Annotated in this window: 20 protein-coding genes; 6 read left to right on the top strand and 14 right to left on the bottom strand. The window is 61.7% G+C overall.

Going from position 1 to position 20,729, the window contains the following annotated elements:
• Positions 1 to 39 precede the first annotated feature (39 nt).
• The 3 genes from BG83_RS0109260 (at position 40) to BG83_RS0109270 (ending at position 3,479) form a co-directional block, all read left to right on the top strand.
• The gene (locus BG83_RS0109260; protein WP_024976450.1) at positions 40 to 1,404 is read left to right on the top strand and encodes a CpaF family protein; all 1,365 of its coding nucleotides are present in this window, start codon (positions 40 to 42) and stop codon (positions 1,402 to 1,404) included.
• A gap of 64 nt (positions 1,405 to 1,468) precedes the next feature.
• On the top strand, positions 1,469 to 2,446 hold the full coding sequence (locus BG83_RS0109265) for a type II secretion system F family protein (protein WP_024976451.1): 978 nt from the start codon (positions 1,469 to 1,471) through the stop codon (positions 2,444 to 2,446).
• Positions 2,447 to 2,516: 70 nt separating this feature from the next.
• Positions 2,517 to 3,479 (top strand): type II secretion system F family protein, encoded by a 963-nt coding sequence (locus BG83_RS0109270; RefSeq protein WP_024976452.1) that lies wholly within the window; start codon positions 2,517 to 2,519, stop codon positions 3,477 to 3,479.
• 827 nt (positions 3,480 to 4,306) lie between these two features.
• On the opposite strand, the gene BG83_RS0109275 is transcribed toward BG83_RS0109270, so the two are convergent.
• From BG83_RS0109275 to BG83_RS0109350, 14 genes are all read right to left on the bottom strand, one after another.
• Entirely contained in the window at positions 4,307 to 4,753 is a 447-nt protein-coding gene (locus tag BG83_RS0109275; protein WP_024976453.1) for a TadE/TadG family type IV pilus assembly protein, read from the bottom strand.
• Complete coding sequence (locus BG83_RS0109280; RefSeq protein WP_024976454.1) at positions 4,746 to 5,243, bottom strand: TadE/TadG family type IV pilus assembly protein; 498 nt, start codon at positions 5,241 to 5,243, stop codon at positions 4,746 to 4,748. The genes BG83_RS0109275 and BG83_RS0109280 overlap by 8 nt, the downstream gene beginning before the upstream one ends.
• A gap of 9 nt (positions 5,244 to 5,252) precedes the next feature.
• A complete protein-coding gene (locus tag BG83_RS0109285) occupies positions 5,253 to 6,497 on the bottom strand; it encodes a pilus assembly protein TadG-related protein (RefSeq protein ID WP_024976455.1) in 1,245 nt (414 codons plus the stop codon).
• 221 nt (positions 6,498 to 6,718) lie between these two features.
• The gene (locus tag BG83_RS0109290; RefSeq protein WP_024976456.1) at positions 6,719 to 7,165 is read right to left on the bottom strand and encodes a GtrA family protein; all 447 of its coding nucleotides are present in this window, start codon (positions 7,163 to 7,165) and stop codon (positions 6,719 to 6,721) included.
• Positions 7,166 to 7,284: 119 nt separating this feature from the next.
• A complete protein-coding gene (locus BG83_RS0109295; protein WP_024976457.1) occupies positions 7,285 to 8,370 on the bottom strand; it encodes a M48 family metallopeptidase in 1,086 nt (361 codons plus the stop codon).
• Between the two features lie 26 nt (positions 8,371 to 8,396).
• A complete protein-coding gene (locus BG83_RS0109300) occupies positions 8,397 to 9,470 on the bottom strand; it encodes a YjgN family protein (protein WP_024976458.1) in 1,074 nt (357 codons plus the stop codon).
• A gap of 238 nt (positions 9,471 to 9,708) precedes the next feature.
• Positions 9,709 to 11,352 carry a chaperonin GroEL gene (gene groL / locus BG83_RS0109305; RefSeq protein ID WP_024976459.1) on the bottom strand — a complete coding sequence of 548 codons (1,644 nt, stop codon included), beginning with the start codon at positions 11,350 to 11,352 and terminating at the stop codon, positions 9,709 to 9,711.
• 104 nt (positions 11,353 to 11,456) lie between these two features.
• A complete protein-coding gene (gene groES / locus BG83_RS0109310; RefSeq protein ID WP_004629730.1) occupies positions 11,457 to 11,747 on the bottom strand; it encodes a co-chaperone GroES in 291 nt (96 codons plus the stop codon).
• Positions 11,748 to 12,840: 1,093 nt separating this feature from the next.
• Positions 12,841 to 13,842, bottom strand: coding sequence for a transketolase family protein (locus BG83_RS0109320; RefSeq protein WP_024976460.1), 1,002 nt, complete (start codon positions 13,840 to 13,842; stop codon positions 12,841 to 12,843).
• Positions 13,839 to 14,690, bottom strand: a complete 852-nt coding sequence (locus BG83_RS0109325) for a transketolase (RefSeq protein WP_024976461.1) — start codon at positions 14,688 to 14,690, stop codon at positions 13,839 to 13,841. Before BG83_RS0109325 ends, BG83_RS0109320 begins: the two co-directional genes overlap by 4 nt.
• Positions 14,691 to 14,741: 51 nt before the next feature.
• The gene (locus tag BG83_RS0109330; protein WP_024976462.1) at positions 14,742 to 16,067 is read right to left on the bottom strand and encodes an MFS transporter; all 1,326 of its coding nucleotides are present in this window, start codon (positions 16,065 to 16,067) and stop codon (positions 14,742 to 14,744) included.
• Between the two features lie 97 nt (positions 16,068 to 16,164).
• On the bottom strand, positions 16,165 to 16,914 hold the full coding sequence (locus tag BG83_RS0109335; RefSeq protein ID WP_024976463.1) for an SDR family NAD(P)-dependent oxidoreductase: 750 nt from the start codon (positions 16,912 to 16,914) through the stop codon (positions 16,165 to 16,167).
• Between the two features lie 149 nt (positions 16,915 to 17,063).
• On the bottom strand, positions 17,064 to 17,957 hold the full coding sequence (locus tag BG83_RS0109340; protein ID WP_024976464.1) for a LysR substrate-binding domain-containing protein: 894 nt from the start codon (positions 17,955 to 17,957) through the stop codon (positions 17,064 to 17,066).
• 827 nt (positions 17,958 to 18,784) lie between these two features.
• Positions 18,785 to 18,988 (bottom strand): ribbon-helix-helix protein, CopG family, encoded by a 204-nt coding sequence (locus tag BG83_RS0109350; protein WP_024976466.1) that lies wholly within the window; start codon positions 18,986 to 18,988, stop codon positions 18,785 to 18,787.
• A 117-nt stretch (positions 18,989 to 19,105) separates the two neighbouring features.
• Between BG83_RS0109350 and BG83_RS0109355 the strand changes: the two genes are divergently transcribed.
• The 3 genes from BG83_RS0109355 to BG83_RS28665 all read left to right on the top strand — a co-directional run bounded on the left by BG83_RS0109355 (position 19,106) and on the right by BG83_RS28665 (position 20,729).
• Positions 19,106 to 19,417 carry an HPr family phosphocarrier protein gene (locus BG83_RS0109355; protein WP_235193177.1) on the top strand — a complete coding sequence of 104 codons (312 nt, stop codon included), beginning with the start codon at positions 19,106 to 19,108 and terminating at the stop codon, positions 19,415 to 19,417.
• A 19-nt stretch (positions 19,418 to 19,436) separates the two neighbouring features.
• Positions 19,437 to 20,282, top strand: a complete 846-nt coding sequence (locus tag BG83_RS0109360) for a fused MFS/spermidine synthase (RefSeq protein ID WP_024976468.1) — start codon at positions 19,437 to 19,439, stop codon at positions 20,280 to 20,282.
• 99 nt (positions 20,283 to 20,381) lie between these two features.
• Entirely contained in the window at positions 20,382 to 20,729 is a 348-nt protein-coding gene (locus BG83_RS28665; RefSeq protein ID WP_080693663.1) for a YkgJ family cysteine cluster protein, read from the top strand.

Genomic DNA, 20,729 nt, shown 5'->3' on the forward strand with positions numbered 1-20,729 from the left:
GTTTCTCCTGTCCATTTCGCCAGTCAGACGGAGCCCATCATGTCGATCCGCGAACAACTCTCCCGCCCGGACCACGCGCCGATGTCCATGAACGGACACGCACCGTACCACCACAGCGTGGCGGGCCATCCGGCCTATCGGGACTTCAAGAAAACCGTGCACGAAGTGGTGCTGGACCGCGTGGATCTGGAACGGCTGGCCCGGTTCCCGACCGAGCAGGTGCGCCACGAGATCGGCGCCCTGGTCAACAACATCATCGACGAAGAAAAGCTGCTGCTCAACGACACCGAGCGCCGGCAGATGACTACCGATGTGTATGACGAGATGTTCGGCTTCGGCCCGCTGGAGCCGCTGCTGCAGGACCCAACGGTGTCCGACATCCTGGTCAACACGGCAAAGCAGGTCTACGTCGAACGCCGCGGCAAGCTGGAACTTACCGACGTCACCTTCTACGACGATGCGCACCTGATGAAGGTGATCGAGAAGATCGTCTCGCGCGTGGGCCGTCGCATTGATGAAACCAGCCCGATGGTGGATGCGCGGCTGCCCGATGGCTCGCGGGTGAACGCCATTATTCCGCCCTCGGCCATCGATGGCCCGCTGCTCTCGATCCGCCGGTTTGCGACCAACCCGCTGCAGGTCTCGGACTTGATCGATCTCAAGACACTCACGCCGCCCATGGCCAAGCTGATGCAAGCCTTGTCGCAAGCCAAGGTGAACGTGCTGGTGTCGGGCGGCACGGGCAGCGGCAAAACCACACTCCTGAACATCCTCTCGGGCTTCATCCCGGCCGACGAGCGGATGGTCACCATCGAAGATGCCGCAGAACTGCAACTGCGCCAACCGCACGTGCTGCGCCTGGAAACGCGCCCGCCCAACATCGAGGGTAAAGGTGAGATCACGCAGCGTGCACTGGTGCGCAACGCCCTGCGCATGCGGCCAGACCGCATCCTCCTGGGCGAAGTGCGCGGCGGCGAGGCCCTGGACATGCTCAATGCCATGAATACCGGCCACGAAGGGTCACTCACCACCGTGCACGCCAACACCCCGCGCGATGCGCTCACGCGCATGGAAAACATGGTGAACATGGCGGGCCTGAACCTGCCACCCAAAACAATCCGGCAGCAGATCGCTTCGGCCATCACCGTGATCATCCAGGTTGCGCGTTTGACGGATGGGCGCCGCAAAGTCATAAGCATCCAGGAGATCACCGGCATGGAAGGTGATGTCATCAACATGCAGGAAATCTTCACCTTCCAGCGCACGGGCATCGCGCAAGACGGCTCCGTCAAGGGGCTCTTCCGCGCCACGGGGGTCTATCCGAAATTTGCCGAGCGGCTGCGCGTGTTCGGGGTGGGCTTGCCAGACGAGACCTTTGACCCGCAAAGGCACTTTGAGGTCTAAAGGCTTGAAGTCAAAGCCACCACCAGTGTGGTCCAAGCGCGATCTAGAAACGGGGGCACCCTAAATGAACGAAATCTTCTACGCGTTCGCAATCCTGCTGTTCGCGGCCGTCGTGCTCTGCATCGAGGGGGTCTACCAGTGGTGGAACAACTACCACGGCCCCGAGGCCAAGCGCGTTGATGCCCGCATCCGTGCGCTGTCCGCGGGCGGACACGTCGGCACCGAGCAGCTCTCGATTCTCAAGAAACGCCTGCTGAGCGAATCACCGCAGTTCCAGCGCTGGTTGATGAGCCTGCCCCGCGTGAGCACGATCGACCGTTGGCTGGAGCAATCCGGCAGCGCTTGGTCGGTTGCGCAGCTCCTGGGATACACCATCCTGATCGGCGTCGGAGTACTGGCAGTCGGTGCGTTGCTGCCGTTCCCGTTTGGCATCGTGACGGCCTGCGCGCTGCTCATGTCTGCGCTGCCGGTCTTGCACATCGCATCGCAGCGGCGCAAACGCCTGAAGAAGCTGGAGGCGCAGCTTCCCGACGCGGTGGACATGATTGCCCGTGCACTGCGTGCCGGCCACTCCTTCGCCAGCGCGCTGGGCATGGTCGGGCAGGAGATCAAGGAGCCGATGGGCCCCGAGTTCCGCACCACATTCGAAGAAATCAACTACGGCGTGTCGCTCGATGAAGCCTTGACCAACCTCGCCAAGCGAGTGCCCGTCAATGACCTGCGCTACTTCGTGATTGCCGTGCTCATCCAGCGCGAAAGCGGCGGCAACCTGGCGGAGATTCTCGACACCATCGGCAACCTTGTGCGCGAGCGCCTGAAGCTGTACGACAAGATCCGCGTGCTGTCAGCCGAAGGGCGGTTGTCGGCATGGATTCTCGGGCTGCTGCCCTTCGGCACCGCCGGCATGATCCTCATCGTCAATCCGGACTTCATGAAGGTGCTATGGACGGACCCGATGGGGCTGAAGATGATCGGCCTGGCAATGCTCAACATGGTGATGGGGCTGATCTGGATGCGCAAGATCATCCGCATCCGGGTCTGACGGACGTGCGATATGCAGCACAGTGACCTGACCTGACAACGTGACCTCGTTTTCTTGGGGGGAGACGATCATGCAAACGCTCTATTCCAATCAATATTTCATTCTGGCCCTGATCTTCGTGGCTGCCTTTGGCGGTGCACTTGGGCTGCTGCACCTGTTCTCTGCGAACCGCGCGCGCGGCCGGATGCAACAGATCGGCGGCCAGACCGTGGGCGCAGACCTGGCCGGAGTCCCCGACCATGCCTGGGTAGAGAAACTGGCCACCTGGGCCAAGCCGGTCTCGCAACTGTCGTTGCCCAAAGACGGCTGGGAGAACTCGCAACTGCGCATCCGCTTCATGAATGCCGGCTGGCGGCAACCGTGGGCGCCGTCGCTGTACTTTGGTGTGAAGACGGTGCTGGCGATCCTCTTCCCGCTGACGGCACTGCTGGTGCTGAGCAGCCGGCCGGAACATCACGACCAGGAGGTGGTCCTCGCTGTTCTGGGGCTGCTGAGCGCCATTGGCTATTACTTGCCCAACGCGGCACTGGCACGCAAGGTCGAGCATCGTCAGCGCGATGTGTTTGAAGAGTTTCCCGATATGCTCGATCTGCTCACGGTGTGTGTAGAAGCCGGGCTCGGCCTGGACGCGGCCATGATGCGTGTGTCGGACGAACTCGCGCTGCGCTGCCCCGTGATGGCCGAAGAAATGGAACTCACGCTGCTGGAACTGCGTTCCGGGTTCCCCAAGGAAAAGGCACTCACCAACCTGGCGCTGCGCACCGGTGTGGAAGACGTCGACCGGTTTGCATCAATGCTGATCCAGGCAGACCGTTTCGGTACCAGCCTTGCCGACTCGCTGCGCGTGTTGTCCGACATGCTGCGCACCAAGCGCCGCATGCGTGCCGAAGAACAGGCCGCCAAGATCGCGCTGAAGCTGCTCTTCCCGCTGATCTTCTTCATCTTCCCGACGCTGCTGCTGGTGTTGCTCGGCCCAGCATTCATCCAGATCTACCGTGTGCTGCTGCCGACCATGACAGGCTCGGGAGGCTGACATGCACGCGCGAATATAGCTGGTGGTGAAGGCCCCCGGACTATCACCTGGCGTATGTGCTAGCGCGGTGGTCCTGTTCCCGGACGCGCGCCGGGTTTTTTCCTTTGTATCTTTAGCGTTTGGGATTGGGCTTCGTGTTGCTGGCTTCGGCTTCGAGGTTGCGCTTAGTGGTGTGCCTTCCCTTCGCGCGCTACCGGGGCGGGCGTTTGTGGCCCATCCCTGTTTCATTCCCTACCGGGGCTGACTCACTGTCTTGCCAAAGAAAGCCGGCAAAGATTGATGCGCCCGAGATAGCGACTTCGTCTTGCATTTCTGTCACCAGGGAAAGGGTGGGAAAGTCGCTTCGCTCAGACAGTTCCCCACCTTTTTCCCGGCCGCTTGCAGAAATTCAAGGTGCCATCTCGGCAAGGAAGTCAAAGGCCAACCCCTCTGGACGCCAGCCCAAACAACAAGGCCAACCTCACGATGAGCTGGCCTTTTTCTCGGGTGCGCCGAACATGGCACCAGAACTAAAAATCCACTCCACCTACACGGCGACCAAAGCAACGCCGAACTCTCGACGGTTTGGCCGTCCCTGCCATTGATGACGCCTTGGATTCTGTTGCTGGGAGAAAAGAAGGAAGGAGAACTGCCTGAGCACAGTGAGTTTTTCCCTTCCCCTCACTACGACATAAATTCAAGAAGGCTTTCGCCATCTCGGGCACATCTATCTTTGCCGGCTTCCCTTGGCAAGACCAAGAAAGTGGTTCAGGCCCGGCAGGGAACGAAAAAGGGGATGAACCACCAGGCCCATCCCCCACAAAAAAAGTGAACCCGACCAACGCCATTCAGGAGCAAACACTACTGCTATTAGGATCCTGCCCCATGACCTCTCGCGGCAAGTAAGTGGAAAACCCGGGCACAGCGAGCTGAGAAAAGCCAATCCAGGTAGCAGGCGAATAAGGCGCCACCGTCATACCGGTCACGCTGACTGCAACACCACCGCAGCTCGTAGCATCACAACTGGTGCTCACCACCCCACTGGTGTCGTACCACTGCACTGACACATTCGCAGACGTGAGCGTCGGAAGAATGGTCTGCATCTTGCTCAACACAGATGTCGAGCCCTGCCCGCAGACCACCGCCTGTCGCGCCCCCCAGCGCGTCGCTTCTCCCACGGCGTTCCAGGTAAAGAGAATGCGCCCAAAGTCGAGGATGCCAAGCAGCACCGTCAGAAAGAGCGCCACCACAATGGCGAACTCAACCGCCGTCGTACCTTTCTGATGTTTATTCATAGGACTGCCTCATGGTCACTGAGATGTTCCCAAACGGGAACGAGGTGATCGACCCGGTGCCGCCCGCATAGAAACGCAGGAACGCCATCATGTCGATCACCGGGTTGAACGTGTAGCCCGAGATCGTGACGGTGACGGTGTTGATGGCAGGGTTGGTCCCTTGTGCAATGTTGGACGTGCAGCTCGTGTTGGACGCATCGCATATGGAAACCATGCTCGACGTCAGCCCCGGTGCCAGCGGCACTTGCGTGCTGCCGACCGTCGGCGTGCCATAGACCGCCAGATTTGTTGCAGTCGTATAGGAGGTCGTGTTGCCGGCGGCCTGCGTGCTCAGGTAACGGGTGGCGTCTCGTGTGGCCTTGGCCAAGGTGTTGTACGTGTAGATGGCCCGGCCGAACTCCGTTACCGCAAAGGTGATGGCAAGCAGCAGGCTGAGCATGATGGCCAGTTCGACCAGCGCCACGCCATGTTGTCGTTGTCGCGTCTTCATGGTTCGCTCCTACTGCACCAATGCTGGAACCAAGGGGCCCTTGCTGCCGCCCGCCAGGCCACTGGGTGAACACGGGCTGCTGGTGCCCCCTGCGTTGCCCAGGAACTCAAACTGCGGCGTGTTGTGGACACCGTCAATGGGCTGCAACATCAGCATGCAGGCGTAGTCGATGATCTTTGACGCGGATGAGATGACGGGTACTAGGACAACGCGCCGATTCACCCCATAGGTGGCCAAATCGCCACTGTTCCCGCTGGTGGCGAGGCTCTTGTAGCCGCCCTTGACGTTGAGCCCGGTGATCTTGTCGCCGCCGGTGACACTCGTCCCGGTATCGTCGTAGTTGGCATAGGCAAGCCGTTTGCTCTTGAAATTGGCAGCGCTCGGGTCGGAGCCCGCAGCAGGTGTGCCGCTGTAGGCGTTCTGCGGCACCGTGTTCGTCCAATTGGTCGACGTATAGGAGTAGCCCGTGAAATCCGGCTGCAGTTGCGATGCGTTTGACTTGTTCTTGTAGATGCCAAAGCGCCCGTTCCAGTTGTCGTCAACAGAGACCTTCGCACCAGGTGTCCCCAACTGATCACCGATCTTGGAATTGCAATAGCCCTGATCCATTTCGGTTTTCGTCTCGTTGGCATTGGTGGAGCCGTCGAGGTTGTACCAACCCATCTCGCCCGGTGTAGTGGACCCGCCGGAGTACAGCATGCTGACCCACTCACCGATCTGGAAACCATAGTTGGGAGCCGTACCCCCGGATTTTGGGATCAGGGCCACTGGAATGGGGCACGTGCTCTGCGCATGTACACGCGTGGCCACCGCCAGCGCAGCAACGGCATTGCTGGTGGCACCACCAACGAACTTGATCAGGCGTGCCGTGATCCCGCTCTTGGTATGCGTGCACTTGACATAGCTCGACGAACTCGACGCCACGCCGGCCGCGCTGTAGGTGCCGTTCAGGGCCGTGCTGAACGTGACATCCGCGTTCGCCAACGATGCGGACGATGCTTGGTAGACGACGCGGTTGGCGTTGCCCGCTGTCAGCCCCGCATTCGTTGCCCGAGTCAGTGCATCCGATGCACCATCCAGTTCCTGCGCCGCTGACAAGGCACAGCTATCCACCGCTGACTGAAGCTCCGTCTTGGCCACGAACAAGCCACTCAAGTCGATGACCAGGCCTGCCATTCCCAGCAACACGGCAAGGGTCAAGCCGACCATTGGGAGCACCGCCCCTCGTTCTCTCTGTTTGGTATGCGCGCGCATATGCCTTCGCCTCCGCCGGTGTGAGTGGCTATCGGGCGTTGTACTGACTACCTGCCGCGGCTCGCCGGTCGCTTGCAGATTTCCCCGTCCCTTATCGTCAGTTGTAGCCGCCACAGACGCAGTCCGAAACTGGCCGTAGGTATGATTCAGCGATGAAACGCGAAGCCGCTTGGTGGCTTGCATTGCGGGCGGTTTGTGCAGGCAGCCCATGTTGCCCTCCGCTAGCGGAACGTCCAGAACCGATGCAATAAAAAGGTGAGCGGCGGCACCACCGACAAGATCGCCGCAAGCCCGACCCAGTAGCTCAGGCCCAACGTCTGGGCTAGCCACGAGATCGCAAGCGTCAGCGCCAAGCAGAGCAGCGAGACGGCGTAGAAGCGCAAGAAGTTCGCGCGTCCGGGCTTGGCCGAAAAGCTCCACAGCGCGTTGAGCAGGTACGAGCAGACGTTGGCGCAGATGAACGCAACGCCGTTGGCCGTCACCTGAGAGGCAGAAAAACCGTTGATGAGCGTGGTGGCGATGGCAACATGCATGCCGGTGGCCACAACACCGGAGACCCCGAAGCGGAACACGCGGGTCACCATCGTGCGGTCCGGCAACCGCCGTACAAGCGTGGGCGGCAGCACACCCGCCAATGCGTTCATGACGCCCGATTCAGCGTGTCGCATGATGTCCCCCCGTCCCTCTGTCACCATTCTTGGTGGCCCGAGGCAGGGGGGAAATCGATCAAACGGATGACGAAGCAGCCGGGAATTAGACGAGCGTGACGAGCGGAGTGCGTGACGCGTCAGTCCGCGTCGCCGTTGTCACTGCCGCCGTGCGTGCGGTCAAAGCGGCGCAGCGTGTCGATGCGCTCGCGCGTCAGCGGGTGAGACGAGAAGAACGCCGAGGCATCGTCATCGCTGGCGGCGTCGGCCTTCTTCGTGGCATCGGCCTTGCGCGTGCCGCCATGCGTGTCTTCCAGCGCCTGCAGCACGTCGGCAAACGCACCGACGGACAAGCCGTTCTCCTGCAGCAGCAACGCGGCATAGTGGTCGGCGTCGCGCTCGTAGTCACGCGAATAGCGCAGCGTCAGCAGCGCCGCCGGCACGCCTGACAGAATGGTCGAAACATCGCCAAACAGCAGCGCCGCCGTGGCTCCAATGGCCGACGACTGAATCACCTGCCGCAGCCCGTGGCGATATTCAACGTGACCTGCCTCGTGCGCCAGCACACCCGTCAGGCCATCGCCCTCACCCACCAGCTTGACCAGCGCGTCAGTCACGACAATGTCGCCGCCGGGCAGCGCAAAGGCATTGGCGCCGATGTCGGCATCACGAAAAACAATGTGATACGTGTGCGTGGCCTGCGGCGGCCTGTGCAGGGCGGCAAACCGTGCACGGATGCGGTCTTGCTGCGCGGCGGGCAGCTTGCTGGGCCGGAGCCAGCGCTCGTCCATGGCTTTCAGCGTGCTGCGCCCGAGCTGTGCCTCGGCGCGCTGCGGCACCATATTGGCCACCACCTTGGCGCCCCACGGCAAGCCGTAGCGATAGCCCAGCGCCAGCACCACCACCATGGCCAGCAGCGAGCCCAGCGCCAGCTTCCAGCTGTTCTGCGCCAGCACGACCCAGCCCTCGCGATAGCCGGTGCGATGCAGCAGCGCATTCAGCGATGCCTGCTCCGCCGGGTCGGTGATCTCGCAAAACGCACCGTCCTCGAACGTAATCAAGCGCGGTGCATGCTTCACGCGCTCCGACACCCGCAGCGTAGAGAGCGGCGCGCGGCGCAGCGCCGTGCCCTCCGCGTCGAACAGCACCGCCTCGCCCGCCTCGACGGCAAGGCGCACGGGTTGCGCCCGCGAGGTACGGCCGTCGAAGTAGGTCGCGATAATCACAGGGGTTGCCTTTGCCTGCAGCGCGCTTACAGCGCGATGTCGATGTCGTACCAGTCCACCGTGGCGTCGCCCAGGGCGCTCACCTTGGTGGTCTCGCCAGCAACGAAGGTGTCGAGTGAGCCCGACGCAAACATCGTCACGGATTCGAGCTTGTAGCGTGCAGTACGCACCCGTGCAAAGGGCGTGAACAGGCCGACGGTGATCACGATCATCACGGCGTTCGACACGAAGATCCAGAACAGCTTGCCTGCACCGACCTGGCTCTGAAAGCGGTGCGCGCCCAGCGTCGTGTTGCTCCACACCAGGTTCTGCAGGCGCGACAGAACGTACGGGGTCAGGAACAGCATCGCCGCATACATGAACAACCCGATGACGATGAAGCCGAAGATCTGACCTATGCCCGGCGCGCGATGGAACGACACCCCCAGCAACAGCGACAGCACACCAGCCACCACGACGGCGAGCACCGCCAGCCCGAAGGTGCGCAGATACACGCCGTAGAAGTTGCCCGGCGTGCCCGAGAAATCAAACGATGCGGTACCGAAGCGCGTGTTCTTGTGCTGATAGCGCTTGAAGCGCTGATGCGCCAGCGGCGCCAGCAGGTAGAGCGAAAACACGCTTAGGATCGGCCACACCAGGAACACCATGTAGCCCTCGGCATCCTTGCCAGTAAAGGCGAAGCGCAGGCCACGATAGCTGGAATTGGCCATACGGAAACGCAGCGAGCGCACGAGCAGCCACGGAAACGCAGCGGCCATCAGTGCAAGCAGCGCCAGCCCCAGCAGCGGCGACGAATGGCCCAGGAGGTTGAACGCAAGCGCCAGTACGAAAATGATCGCGCGGCCCTTCAGAATGGCGATCGGGCTGCCGTGATAGTCGAAGCTCGAACCGGCCAGCTGCGTGTTGCGATAGAAATACTGCAACGTGCGCACCTTCGCCCAGGCCGAGTAGATGCCCAGCGTAACGATGGTCAGCAGCAGATTGACGATCCAGATGCGGAAGTATTCGGAGCCACTGCCGATAAAGCGCAGTCGCAGGGGCTGCGGCGCAGCCGGAGCGGGGGCGCTGCCCAGGACGGACTCGCGTGCGATGTCGTTCATCTGTTTTCCCTTCCCTGAGTTGTTGTCGTGCCCGCTTCAGGACGCTGATCGCTTATCGACACTTAACGACGCTGAGGCTCGCGGGTGGGCCGATTGTAGCGAAGCCCACTGCATTGCAGCGTTAACGCCGTCTTAACAAAGCAGGCAACAAAAAACCCCGCGGGCTCGCACCCACGGGGTTTTTTGCTTGGAACAGCCATCCCGAAAGATGGCCGGGCCAGGTTGCCGAACAGGCAAATTACATCATGCCGTCCATGCCGCCCATGCCACCCATGCCGCCCGGCATTGCCGGAGCTGCATCGTCCTTCGGCAGTTCTGCCACGGCGCAATCCGTGGTCAGCATCAGCGAAGCGACCGAAGCGGCGTTCTGCAGCGCGGTGCGGGTCACCTTGGTCGGGTCCAGCACGCCCATCTCCACCAGGTCACCGTACTCGCCGGTCGAAGCGTTGTAGCCGTAGTTGCCCTGGCCGGCGATGACGTTGGCCACCACCACCGAAGCCTCGTCGCCAGCGTTCGTGACGATCTGACGCAGCGGCTCTTCCATGGCGCGCAGCACGATCTTGATACCGGCGTCTTGGTCAGGGTTGGCACCCTTCAGGCCGGAGATCAGCGCACGGGCGCGCAGCAGTGCAACACCGCCGCCAGCCACGATACCTTCTTCCACGGCAGCGCGCGTTGCGTGCAGAGCATCTTCCACGCGGGCCTTCTTTTCCTTCATTTCGACTTCGGTGGCAGCGCCAACCTTGATCACAGCAACACCGCCGGCCAGCTTGGCCACGCGCTCTTGCAGCTTCTCACGGTCGTAGTCCGAGGTCGCTTCTTCGATCTGGGCACGCACTTGCTTCACGCGGGCTTCGATGTTGCGGGCGTCGCCTGCGCCATCGATGATCGTGGTGTTTTCCTTGCCGATTTCAACGCGCTTGGCTTGGCCCAGGTCGTTCAGGGTTGCCTTTTCCAGCGTCAGGCCGACTTCTTCAGCGATGACTTGGCCGCCCGTCAGGATGGCGATGTCTTCCAGCATGGCCTTGCGGCGGTCGCCGAAGCCCGGTGCCTTGACGGCGGCGGTCTTCAGGATGCCACGGATGTTGTTGACCACCAGCGTTGCCAGGGCTTCGCCTTCAACGTCTTCAGCGATGATCAGCAGCGGACGGCCAGCCTTGGCGACTTGTTCCAGCACCGGCAGCAGGTCGCGGATGTTGCTGACCTTCTTGTCGAACAGCAGCACGAACGGGTTGTCCAGCTGGACAACTTGCTTTTCCGGGTTGTTGATGAAGTACGGCGACAGGTAGCCGCGGTCGAACTGCATGCCTTCCACGACGTCCAGCTCGTCGGCCAGCGACTTGCCGTCTTCCACCGTGATCACGCCTTCCTTGCCGACCTTGTCCATGGCTTCAGCGATGCGCTGGCCGATGGATTCGTCGCTGTTGGCCGAGATGGCGCCAACTTGAGCGATTTCCTTGCTGGTGGTCGTCGGCTTGCTGATCTTCTTCAGTTCTTCGACGGCAGCGCCGACAGCCTTGTCGATGCCGCGCTTCAGGTCCATCGGGTTCATGCCGGCGGCAACGTACTTCATGCCTTCGCGCACGATCGACTGAGCCAGCACCGTTGCGGTGGTGGTGCCGTCACCGGCGTTGTCGCTGGTCTTGGAAGCGACTTCCTTGACCATTTGCGCGCCCATGTTCTGCAGCTTGTCCTTCAGCTCGATTTCCTTGGCGACCGACACACCGTCCTTGGTCACGGTCGGACCACCGAAGCTGCGCTCCAACACCACGTTACGGCCCTTCGGGCCCAGGGTCACCTTGACTGCGTTGGCGAGAATGTTCACGCCTTCGACCATCTTGGCACGTGCGGCGTCGCCGAACACTACGTCTTTAGCTGCCATCTTGAGAATCTCCGAGATCTTTGGATGTTGCCTACACCGGGGGAATCCGCCGGGCAGACAATGAGGATTGGTTTACTGGTAAGCCGATGCGACAGAGCGCCCGCTTACTTCGCCACCACGGCCATGATGTCTTCTTCGCGCATGACCAGGACTTCCTGACCATCCACCTTGACGCCTTGGCCGGCGTACTTGCCGAACAGCACGCGGTCGCCGACCTTCACGTCCAGCGCGATCGCATTGCCCTTATCGTCTTTCTTGCCCGGACCGACGGCCAGCACTTCGCCTTGATCCGGCTTTTCAGCGGCGGCGTCAGGAATGACGATGCCCGAAGCGGTCTTCGTTTCGTTGTCCAGGCGCTTCACGATCACGCGATCATGCAAGGGACGCAGGTTCATACAAACTCCTCAATGCAAAGTGAGTGTTTATTCACAAAACGCGCCGCGGGACGCGGCGCATCGGGAAAGCATCGGGGGTGGAGGCATTGTTAGCACTCCTGCCCGGCGAGTGCTAATTATAGGGACGGGGTATTACGATTTCAAGAAGGGGGGGTGGCTGAAGTTGTTGTGGTCGAGATTCACGCAACTCTGAACTTTGTTCACGCAACTCTGAACTCTGCCTTGTGCCCGCCCCGGCCTCGCGCTGAAAATTCCTTCATCCTCAATGATTTAGCGTATTCGATGTGATGAGGGCACAGTGACGAAAGAGAGCCGCCGCTCTCTGAAAACGAAGCTCACTCAAATTGAGCAGCCTGTCGCAGCCCCATAAATGTGCCTCACGGATCTCAAAAATCTGCACCGCACCCGGTTGAAGTGTCGATCAAGACCACTGGGCACAAGGAGGCGCGGTCCACCCATCCTCCAATAGCACCTCCCAAATGGCGTCGGCATCGGCGGTACCAAAAACGGGAGAGGTGGGGTGCGCCAGATTTTTACCGGAGGGCAACACCGCCACAGCCAGTCTTTCAACGCAATAGCGGTGTGACAATCCGATCGCGGAACTCAGTGGTCCAGGTGGGTCCACGGGAGTGCCGACTGTTATCAGCCAGGACGCCGTTGCGGCTAATCGTGGAGTTGACCGGAATGCACCACACGGGACACGCATCAAGCGGCCGGCCACCGCGTTATCAGCAACCACCACGACTCGGTGGACGGCGCGGGCTAGGAAATGCTCTTCGTGGCCGCAGATGCCCGCGCTCGCATCGCGTTCACAGCCACGCCCCCGGATAAGAGGAGGGGCAGCGCCGCGCAGTTCCTGCGTGACGCCGTTGCGTACTACGCTGGGGTTGGCATCCTCTGCCTCTGACGTTGGCTCTTGCGGCCAAATTCGATACAGAGCACTCCCCCGCTCGGCAGCGAGCAGGAGAGTGCTCTGATCAACGCGGCTGCCCTCAGCATCATTCGAAGCTGGCGGGACGCGAACCAGTCGACACTACCTCACCGCGGAACGCCCCAATGTGCCGCTGCCCGCTGGAGCGAGAGGTGCACTCTTTCAATCTAGCCAACCGCGAATGGTCGATGCCATGACGTTCGTGGAAATCCCATAGCGATCGTGCAGGGTGGGAAGTGCCCCGGCATCGAGAAATGCGTCCGGCAGCCCAACCTGGCGGAACGGCACGCAGACCCCAGCTCGCATCAAGGTGCCAGCAACCGCCTCGCCCAGGCCGCCGATCACGGTGTGGTTCTCGGCCACCACCACGAGCCGGCCCGAGCGCTTCGCTTCACGCACGATGGTTTCGGTATCGAGGGGCTTGATCGTCGGCACGTGCAGCACGCCCACGCCAATGCCGTCGCCTTCCAACGCCTTAGCCACTTCCAGCGCGCGCATGGTCATGATGCCCGACGAGATGACGAGCACTTCGGCGCCGTCGCGCAGCAGCTTGGCCTTGCCCAGTTCGAACTGATAGCCGTATTCGTCAAGCACCACCGGCACGTTGCCGCGCAGCAGGCGCGCATAGACAGGCCCGGCATGCGCCGCAATGGCCGGCACCATCTGCTCGATCTCCAGCGCGTCGCACGGGTCGATGACGGTCATGTTGGGCATGGCACGCATCAGCGCCAGGTCTTCGGCGGCCTGGTGGCTCGGCCCGTAGCCAGTGGTCAGGCCGGGCAGCGCACAGACGATCTTCACATCGAGGTTGTCTTCGGCAATCGTCTGGTGCATGAAGTCGTAGGCACGACGGGTGGCGAAGACAGCGTAGGTCGTCACAAACGGCTGGGCGCCTTCGTTAGCCAGCCCGGCGGCAGCGCCCATGAGCAGTTGCTCGGCCATGCCCATCTGGTAGTAGCGGTCGGGGAATTCCTTGGCGAAGATGTGCAGATCGGTGTACTTGCCCAGGTCTGCCGTCATGCCGACGACGTTCGGCTTCACGCGTGCCAGCTCGGCCAGCGCGTGGCCGAACGGCGCCGGGCGTGTTGCCTGGCCCTCGCCCGCAATGGAGGCGATCATTGCGGAGGTCTTCAGCTTGGGCTTGTTGATGACGGTGCTGCTCATGCGGTCCTCCCGGCTTCCAGTGCCTGCAGCGCAAGCTGCCATTCGTGCGCGTCAACGCGGATGAAGTGATTCTTTTCGCGCTGCTCCAGGAACGGAACACCGCAACCCATGCGGGTATCGCAAATGATCATGCGCGGCTGCGCACCCTTGTGTGCGCGCGCTGCGTCAAACGCGGCCTTCACCGCGTCGATGTCGTTGCCATCCACGCGTTGAGTGAACCAGCCGAACGCTTCGAGCTTGGGCAGCAGTGGCTCGAACGCCATGATCTGCGTCGACGGGCCGTCGGCCTGCTGATTGTTCACGTCCACCACGGCGATGAGGTTGTCCAGCTTCCAGTGCGCGGCGGACAGCAGGCCTTCCCACACGGCGCCTTCATCCAGCTCGCCATCTGAGAACAGCGTGTAGACGAACGCGTCGGAGCCCTTGCGTTTGAGGCCCAAGCAGCGGCCGACGGCAATCGTGAGCCCCTGGCCGAGTGAGCCACCGGACATTTCCATGCCGGGCGTATAGCTGGCCATGCCCGACATCGGCAGGCGGCTGTCGTCACTGCCGTACGTCTCCAGTTCTTCGGCGGGCAGGATGCCGGCTTCGAGCAACGCGGCGTACAGCGCGATCGCATAGTGGCCGTTGGAGAGCAGGAAGCGGTCGCGGCCTTCCCAGGCGGGGTCTTCGGGCCGATAGCGCATGGCGCCGAAGTAGGCGACGGCCAGCACGTCGGCAATGTCGAGCGCTTGCCCGATATAGCCCTGGCCCTGCACTTCGCCCATCAGCAGGGCGTTGCGGCGGATCCGGTAAGCGCGCTCGGCCAGAGGCAGAGCGTCGGTTGGGGGCAATGATGTGGAAGTCATGATGGTTCCTGTGATGAAGCGGGAAGCACGGGGGCAGAGACAGTCAGCGCCTCAACGGTTGACGGTCTTTGCGGGCACGAAGAACACCAGCACGGCGCCAAGCACGATGGCCGAGGAGATGAAGATCAGGCCAGCCGTCGATTTACCCGTCAGGTCGTTGAGCCACCCGACGATGGCCGGCGAGAAGAACCCGGCAAGGTTGGCGAAGCAGTTGACGGCGGCGATGCCCGCAGCGGCCGACATGCCGCCCAGCATTGCGGTGGGCAACGACCAGAACTGCGACGACGAAGACAGGATCCCGGCGGCAGCAATGCTCAGGCACACCAGCGCAGCGCCCACGTTGCCAATCAGCGGCAGCGCGGCGAACCCGCCGGCGGCCACCAGCATCGGCACGGCAAGGTGCAGACGGCGCTCGCGGTGGCGGTCCGCGCTCATGCCAATCAACGGCAGCGCGACGATGGCGCAGATATACGGCACGGCGGTGAACACGCCCACCCACAGCGGATCAGCCACGCCAGCCTTGCGGATCAGGGTCGGCAGCCAGAACGTCAGCCCGTATTGGCCAAGCACCACGCAGAAGTAGATGGCGGCCAGCAGCCACAGGCGGCGGTCTGCGATGAAGGCGCCCACCGAACCGTGTGCGGTCTTCTGTGCGTTGTCTCCGGCGACGTTGCGCTCAAGCAGCGCCTTTTCTGCGTCGGTCAGCCATTTGGCCTGGGCGATGCCGTTGTCCAGATAGAACAGGATGGCCACGCCCAGCAGCAGCGACGGCAGAGCTTCAATCAGGAACAGCCACTTCCAGCCGGACAGCCCTGCCACATCGTGAAAGGTGTGCAGGATGTAGCCCGACAGGGGCCCCCCGACGATGCCCGCAAGCGGAATCGCCATGAAGAACATCGACAATGCCTTGGCCCGGCGCTGCGACGGGAACCAGTACGTCATGTACAGGATGACGCCCGGCGCGAAGCCGGCTTCGGCCACCCCGAGCAGGAAGCGCAGCACGTAGAACGACGTCGGTGTGTTCACGAAGGCAAAAGCTGCAGAGATGACTGCCCACGTCAACATGATGCGTGCGAGCCAGTTGCGCGCGCCGACCTTGTGCAGGATCACATTGCTCGGCACTTCAAACAGGAAGTAGCCAAGAAAGAAGATGCCGGCACCCAGGCCGTACACCGTCTCGCTGAAACGCAGGTCGTTGAGCATCTGCAGCTTGGCGAACCCCACGTTGACGCGATCCAGGTAGGCACCCAGATAGCAGATCATCAGGAATGGAATGAGCCGGCGCGCGACCTTGGCATACGTGCGGGCTTCAAACGTGGCGGCATCGGCATGCGCCATCTCGTCGCCCGGCAGGGGCGATGCAAACTTCGTCGTCATGGTGTCTCCTACCATGTGCCCCGGGTGGGCCCGGGTGCATGTGTCTTGAAGAAGTCCACGGCCGGTGTACGTGCCGTGGCGGTGTAGGTTGGATCGTTCAGTGAATCAGCATGCCGCCGTTCACGTCGAGCGTGATGCCGGTCAGGTAGGCAGACAGATCGCTCACCAGGAACAGGCACGCGTTGGCAACGTCGGCCGCATCGCCGAGCCGGCCAAGCGGGATGCCCTTGATGATCTCGGCGCGCATGTCGGGCGTGAGCTTGTCGCCGGTGATGTCGGTTTGGATCAGCCCTGGCGTGATGGAGTTGACGCGGACATTGTCGCCACCGAATTCGCGGGCCATGGCCTTGGCAAGGCCAAGCACGCCTGCCTTGGCAGCGCTGTAATGGGGCCCGCCGAAGATGCCGCCGCCGCGTTGCGCAGACACCGACGACATGCAGACAATGCTGCCGCACTTGCGCGCCTTCATATGGGGCAGGACGGCTTGCGACATGTACAGCGTGCCGCGCAGGTTGACGTCGACCACCGCATCGAAATTGCCCGCCTGGATGTCGAGCGTGCGCAGCGGCTGGGTGATGCCTGCGTTGTTGATGAGGCCATCAATACGGTCGTATTTGGCAAGCGTGGCCTGTGCAGCCGTATCGCACGCAGCCCGATCGGTCACATCGCAGGCCAGGCCCAGGTGGCCTTCACCGAGTTCGTGCGCCGCCTGTTCGGCATCTTCGCGCCGCAGGTCGAGTACGACCACATGCGCGCCTTGTGCGGCAAGTGCCTTTGCGGTGGCCCGCCCGATACCGCGCGGCGAAGCGGCACCGGTCACGATCACGACCCTGTTCTCAAGCAACATCGTTGTCTCCTGGCTGTTGGAATCTTGTTGGCTGCAGTGTTGTGCCAGCAGACGATTCGATCAACGCAGTTGGATTCAACTATGGCTGAGAAATTTTCAGATGAAGCCGGGCATGCCACTGGTGCGGCGCACCATGGCGCCCCGGCAAGCTAGGCGTCCGGTGCTGTTTTGACCTGCCGGTCGACCCAGGCGAGAAAGCGCGCCACGCGCGGCAGTTCGGCATTCTGGGGTGGGAAGACGATATGGTGGCCCGCCACCTCCAGCGCGTGGTCCTTGCCAAATACCGGCACGAGCCGGCCCTGGTCGATCAAGACCGATGCGAGCAACGTGCTTTCCAGCGCCACGCCCAGGCCGAGCGCCGCAGTCTCGAGCGACATGTACGAACGGTCGAAGGCGAAGTCGAACGACACGTGCATGTGCTCGACGCCAACGCGTGCAAACCACTGCTGCCACTGCACGATCGGCGTCTCCGACCGAATGAGCCGATGCGCGAGCAAGTCTTGCGGCGAGGGCACGGGGTGCCGTTCGAGGTATGCCGGTGAGGCCAGCGGAGCGATGTGCTCGGTGCGCAGCGTCCTGATCTGCACGTCGCGCCAATGCGCGTGTCCGTAGCGGATGTCGAGGTCGTAGAACCCGCTGGTGAACGAGACGTCTTCATACGAACACGACACGTTCAACCGAATGTCGCTGTGATCCTCCTGGAATGCCGCGAGCCGGGGCAACAGCCACATCAGGCCAAAGCTCGGGCTGGAATGCACGCGAAGAATCTCGACATCGGCGCGGCTGGAGGCGCGCTCCGTGGCACGGTTGAGTTCGGCCAGCGCGCCCGTCACCTCACGCAGATACTGCTCGCCCACGGGCGTGAGTACGAGCCCTCTCCCTTGCCGGAAGAACAGGGGCTGACCGATCGCCGCCTCGAGATTGCTGATCTGGTGGCTGACCGCCGACGCCGTCAAGCCGAGCTCTTCGGACGCACGATTTACGCTCTTGGTCCGCGCGACGGACTCGAATGCGATGATCGCCTTCATTGGGGGAATGCGCATCTTTCGCGTGGCCGATGTCGGCGGGCAGTTGGCGAAATACGGAGCCTAACCCCTTTTTCTGCGTAGGGTGGAAAGTTCCAAACTCAATGACTAGTTGAGCACCGCTTCCTTCAACTGCTTCGATCCCAATGACGCGCCAAACAGGTTGGGATCTTGCGCTCGCCAAGTGCTTGAGCAGAATCTCCCGCAACAAGTCCGGGGAGTGTCAGCCAACCCACGCAGTTATCGTCGGAACACTCTGCCCAGGCACGGACTGCGTAGTCGTCGGCGAACTGCCTCCCGAGTTCCTGTCGTACAGGGAAGATCTGCTTCATGGCGGTGAGCTGAAAGCGCGTACTCCGTTCGCGGGAGCATGGCCTCAGATCGTACAGACCGGACCAGTGGCCACGACGGACGACTTACCGGCACCTCTGCTCGCGCCGTTGCGGAACGCCCTGATTGGTCGCACGAGTGGGCTCTTGATGTTCGGTTCGTCGGTCATCACAGACCATTGTGCAATTGACTTGGTGGCCGCATCGCTGGCCCTCGTCAAACATGTTGGCCCAGCGGCGCGCATCATGCCGCGGCACCGCTCCACGCCGGCGAAGGATTGGATGGTGCCCGAGGAGATCTGCCAACGACCTTGCCGTCACCGAAGATGGAATCGAAGCCGCACGAGTGGTTAAGCGACAGCCGCTCTTGCCACTCGCCGGCTTCATCAGTGGTCAGCCGGCGCTGACATTGGTCACAGGAGCATGCAGCCAATTCTTGGACGGTATCCGTCCCTCCCAGGACACAGGCAACGCGTCAGTGCAATTCGAGGCGATCCGCCGTGAGGGGCTCAGAGACTACGGATTGCGTTTTTGAGTCAGGGTGGCCGTCCCGACTTTGGGGCGGGTCGCATAGCTGACGCCGTGCTGCTCCAGGTAGTCGCGAATCAACTGTCGCACCACTTGCGACGGCGTCTGATCTTGCGCCGCGCACAACTTCTCGAAGGACTTCTTCTTCACCGGATCGATCAACACGGTGAGACGCGCAGTCTTGGATTCCATGTGGAGTATCATTGTATGATAATGTCATTATCATTATATACAACCATGCACCAAAGCACAGCCTGAGACGCGCGCTAGGTGCTCCGTCGCCAATTCGCGGGCTGCAGCCAGGCGACCGTGAGCCTGTTTGGAATTCACCGTTTTTTTGAGGATGCATTGGTAGAAGCGACGATCGAGATGACCTGCCGCGTTGGTCTGCAAGGCAGTGGATCTGCGCGGCTGGTACATGCCGCCAGCCAGTTCGATTGCGACATCCTGCTCGTCTGCAACGAGCGCACGGCGAACGCCAAGAATGTCATGGAGGTCATGCGGCTCCCCGCCCGCGCGGGCGCCAAGGTAATGATCCAGGCCGTTGGCCGGGATGACGCCGCCGCAGTGAAAGTCATTGCAGCGCTGCTGAGCGCCCGACTCATTCATACGAACGCTTGATCAAGATCGGCAATTTGACATGTCCTACGGCTCCCTTGACGCCTATGTGAAGTTTCTCGCCGAAGCCCCTAACGACGGGACGCCAACGCTGCTGGAAACTGCGCACGAACTGTCGCTCCATTTTGACGTGCATGGGGTACAGAGCCTCATGTCAAGGCGCGACCCAAACAAGTTGGTGCTCGGCTATACCCGAACGATGATGGGCTTTCTGCTCCTGCAGCCGGCGCCTGCCCGAATCTCCATGATCGGCTTGGGCGGCGGCTCGTTGGCCAAGTACTGTTACCACCACCTTCCCAATACCAAGGTGGCGGCAATCGAGATCGACCCTGCTGTAATCGCTTTGCGCGATACGTTCCACATTCCCCGCGACGACGACCGCTTCGAAGTGATCTGCGCGGACGGTGCCGAGTATGTCAAAGGGCAGGATGCACGACCCGATGTGATTCTGGTCGACGGATTTCTGGCGCATGGCATGGCCGCGCAACTGGGGACTGCAGACTTTTACGCTGCCTGTTACGCGCGCCTTGCCGACGATGGCGTACTGGTTGCCAACTTCCTCGAGAGTGATCGCGATATCCCGTTCTACCTTGAGGAGTTGCACTCGGTATTCGGCGAGTCGTTCTCCGTTTCGACGTCCGAGGACAGCTGCAACTACACGTTGTTCGCTTGGAAGGGGTCGTGGAAACTTCCGGCGCTGGACACGCTGCTCACGCGTGCGCGCACGCTGGAGATGGAGCACGCTCTGAACCTGCGCTTGGCTGCGCGCCGCCTGAAGCAAAGCAAACGGCTCGCGCTGGACCTCGAATTCTGGGAAGAGCGGGCGAGCTTACGGGGCGGCGGCGAACGCCGAATCGACCAGAGCTGAACGCTCTTGCCACGGAAGTGACCATGCCCATTCGCATATGCCGGGGATCGTGTCCACGATGGACGACAACCTTGTACTCAGCTACGCCTAGCTACACCGATGCATAGCCAAAAAATCAGGTTTCTTCGCTCACGAATTCCCACATTCGAGTGCACTCCGGGATGTCACGATTGTTGTGGACCTGTGACAACCTCAACGGAGGAGATGTCGAGGCTTCCCGTTAAGAGCGATGCCGAGCGCGACGCTGCGCTGGCAAACCTAAGTTGCCCTCATCTTGATACCAAGGGATGCAGTGTGTATTTGGAGCGCCCGTTGATTTGTCGCTTGTTTGGCTCGACTCCAAGGCTTGCCTGTCCGAACGGAAAACGGCCGGACGAAATGATCGATCCGAAAATTGAACAAGAGATTCAGCGCTTCTTTCTTGAGGTGCGTCACGTGCTGGTCTGA

Source organism: Ralstonia pickettii (genome assembly GCF_000607165.1).
Lineage (GTDB): Bacteria > Pseudomonadota > Gammaproteobacteria > Burkholderiales > Burkholderiaceae > Ralstonia > Ralstonia holmesii.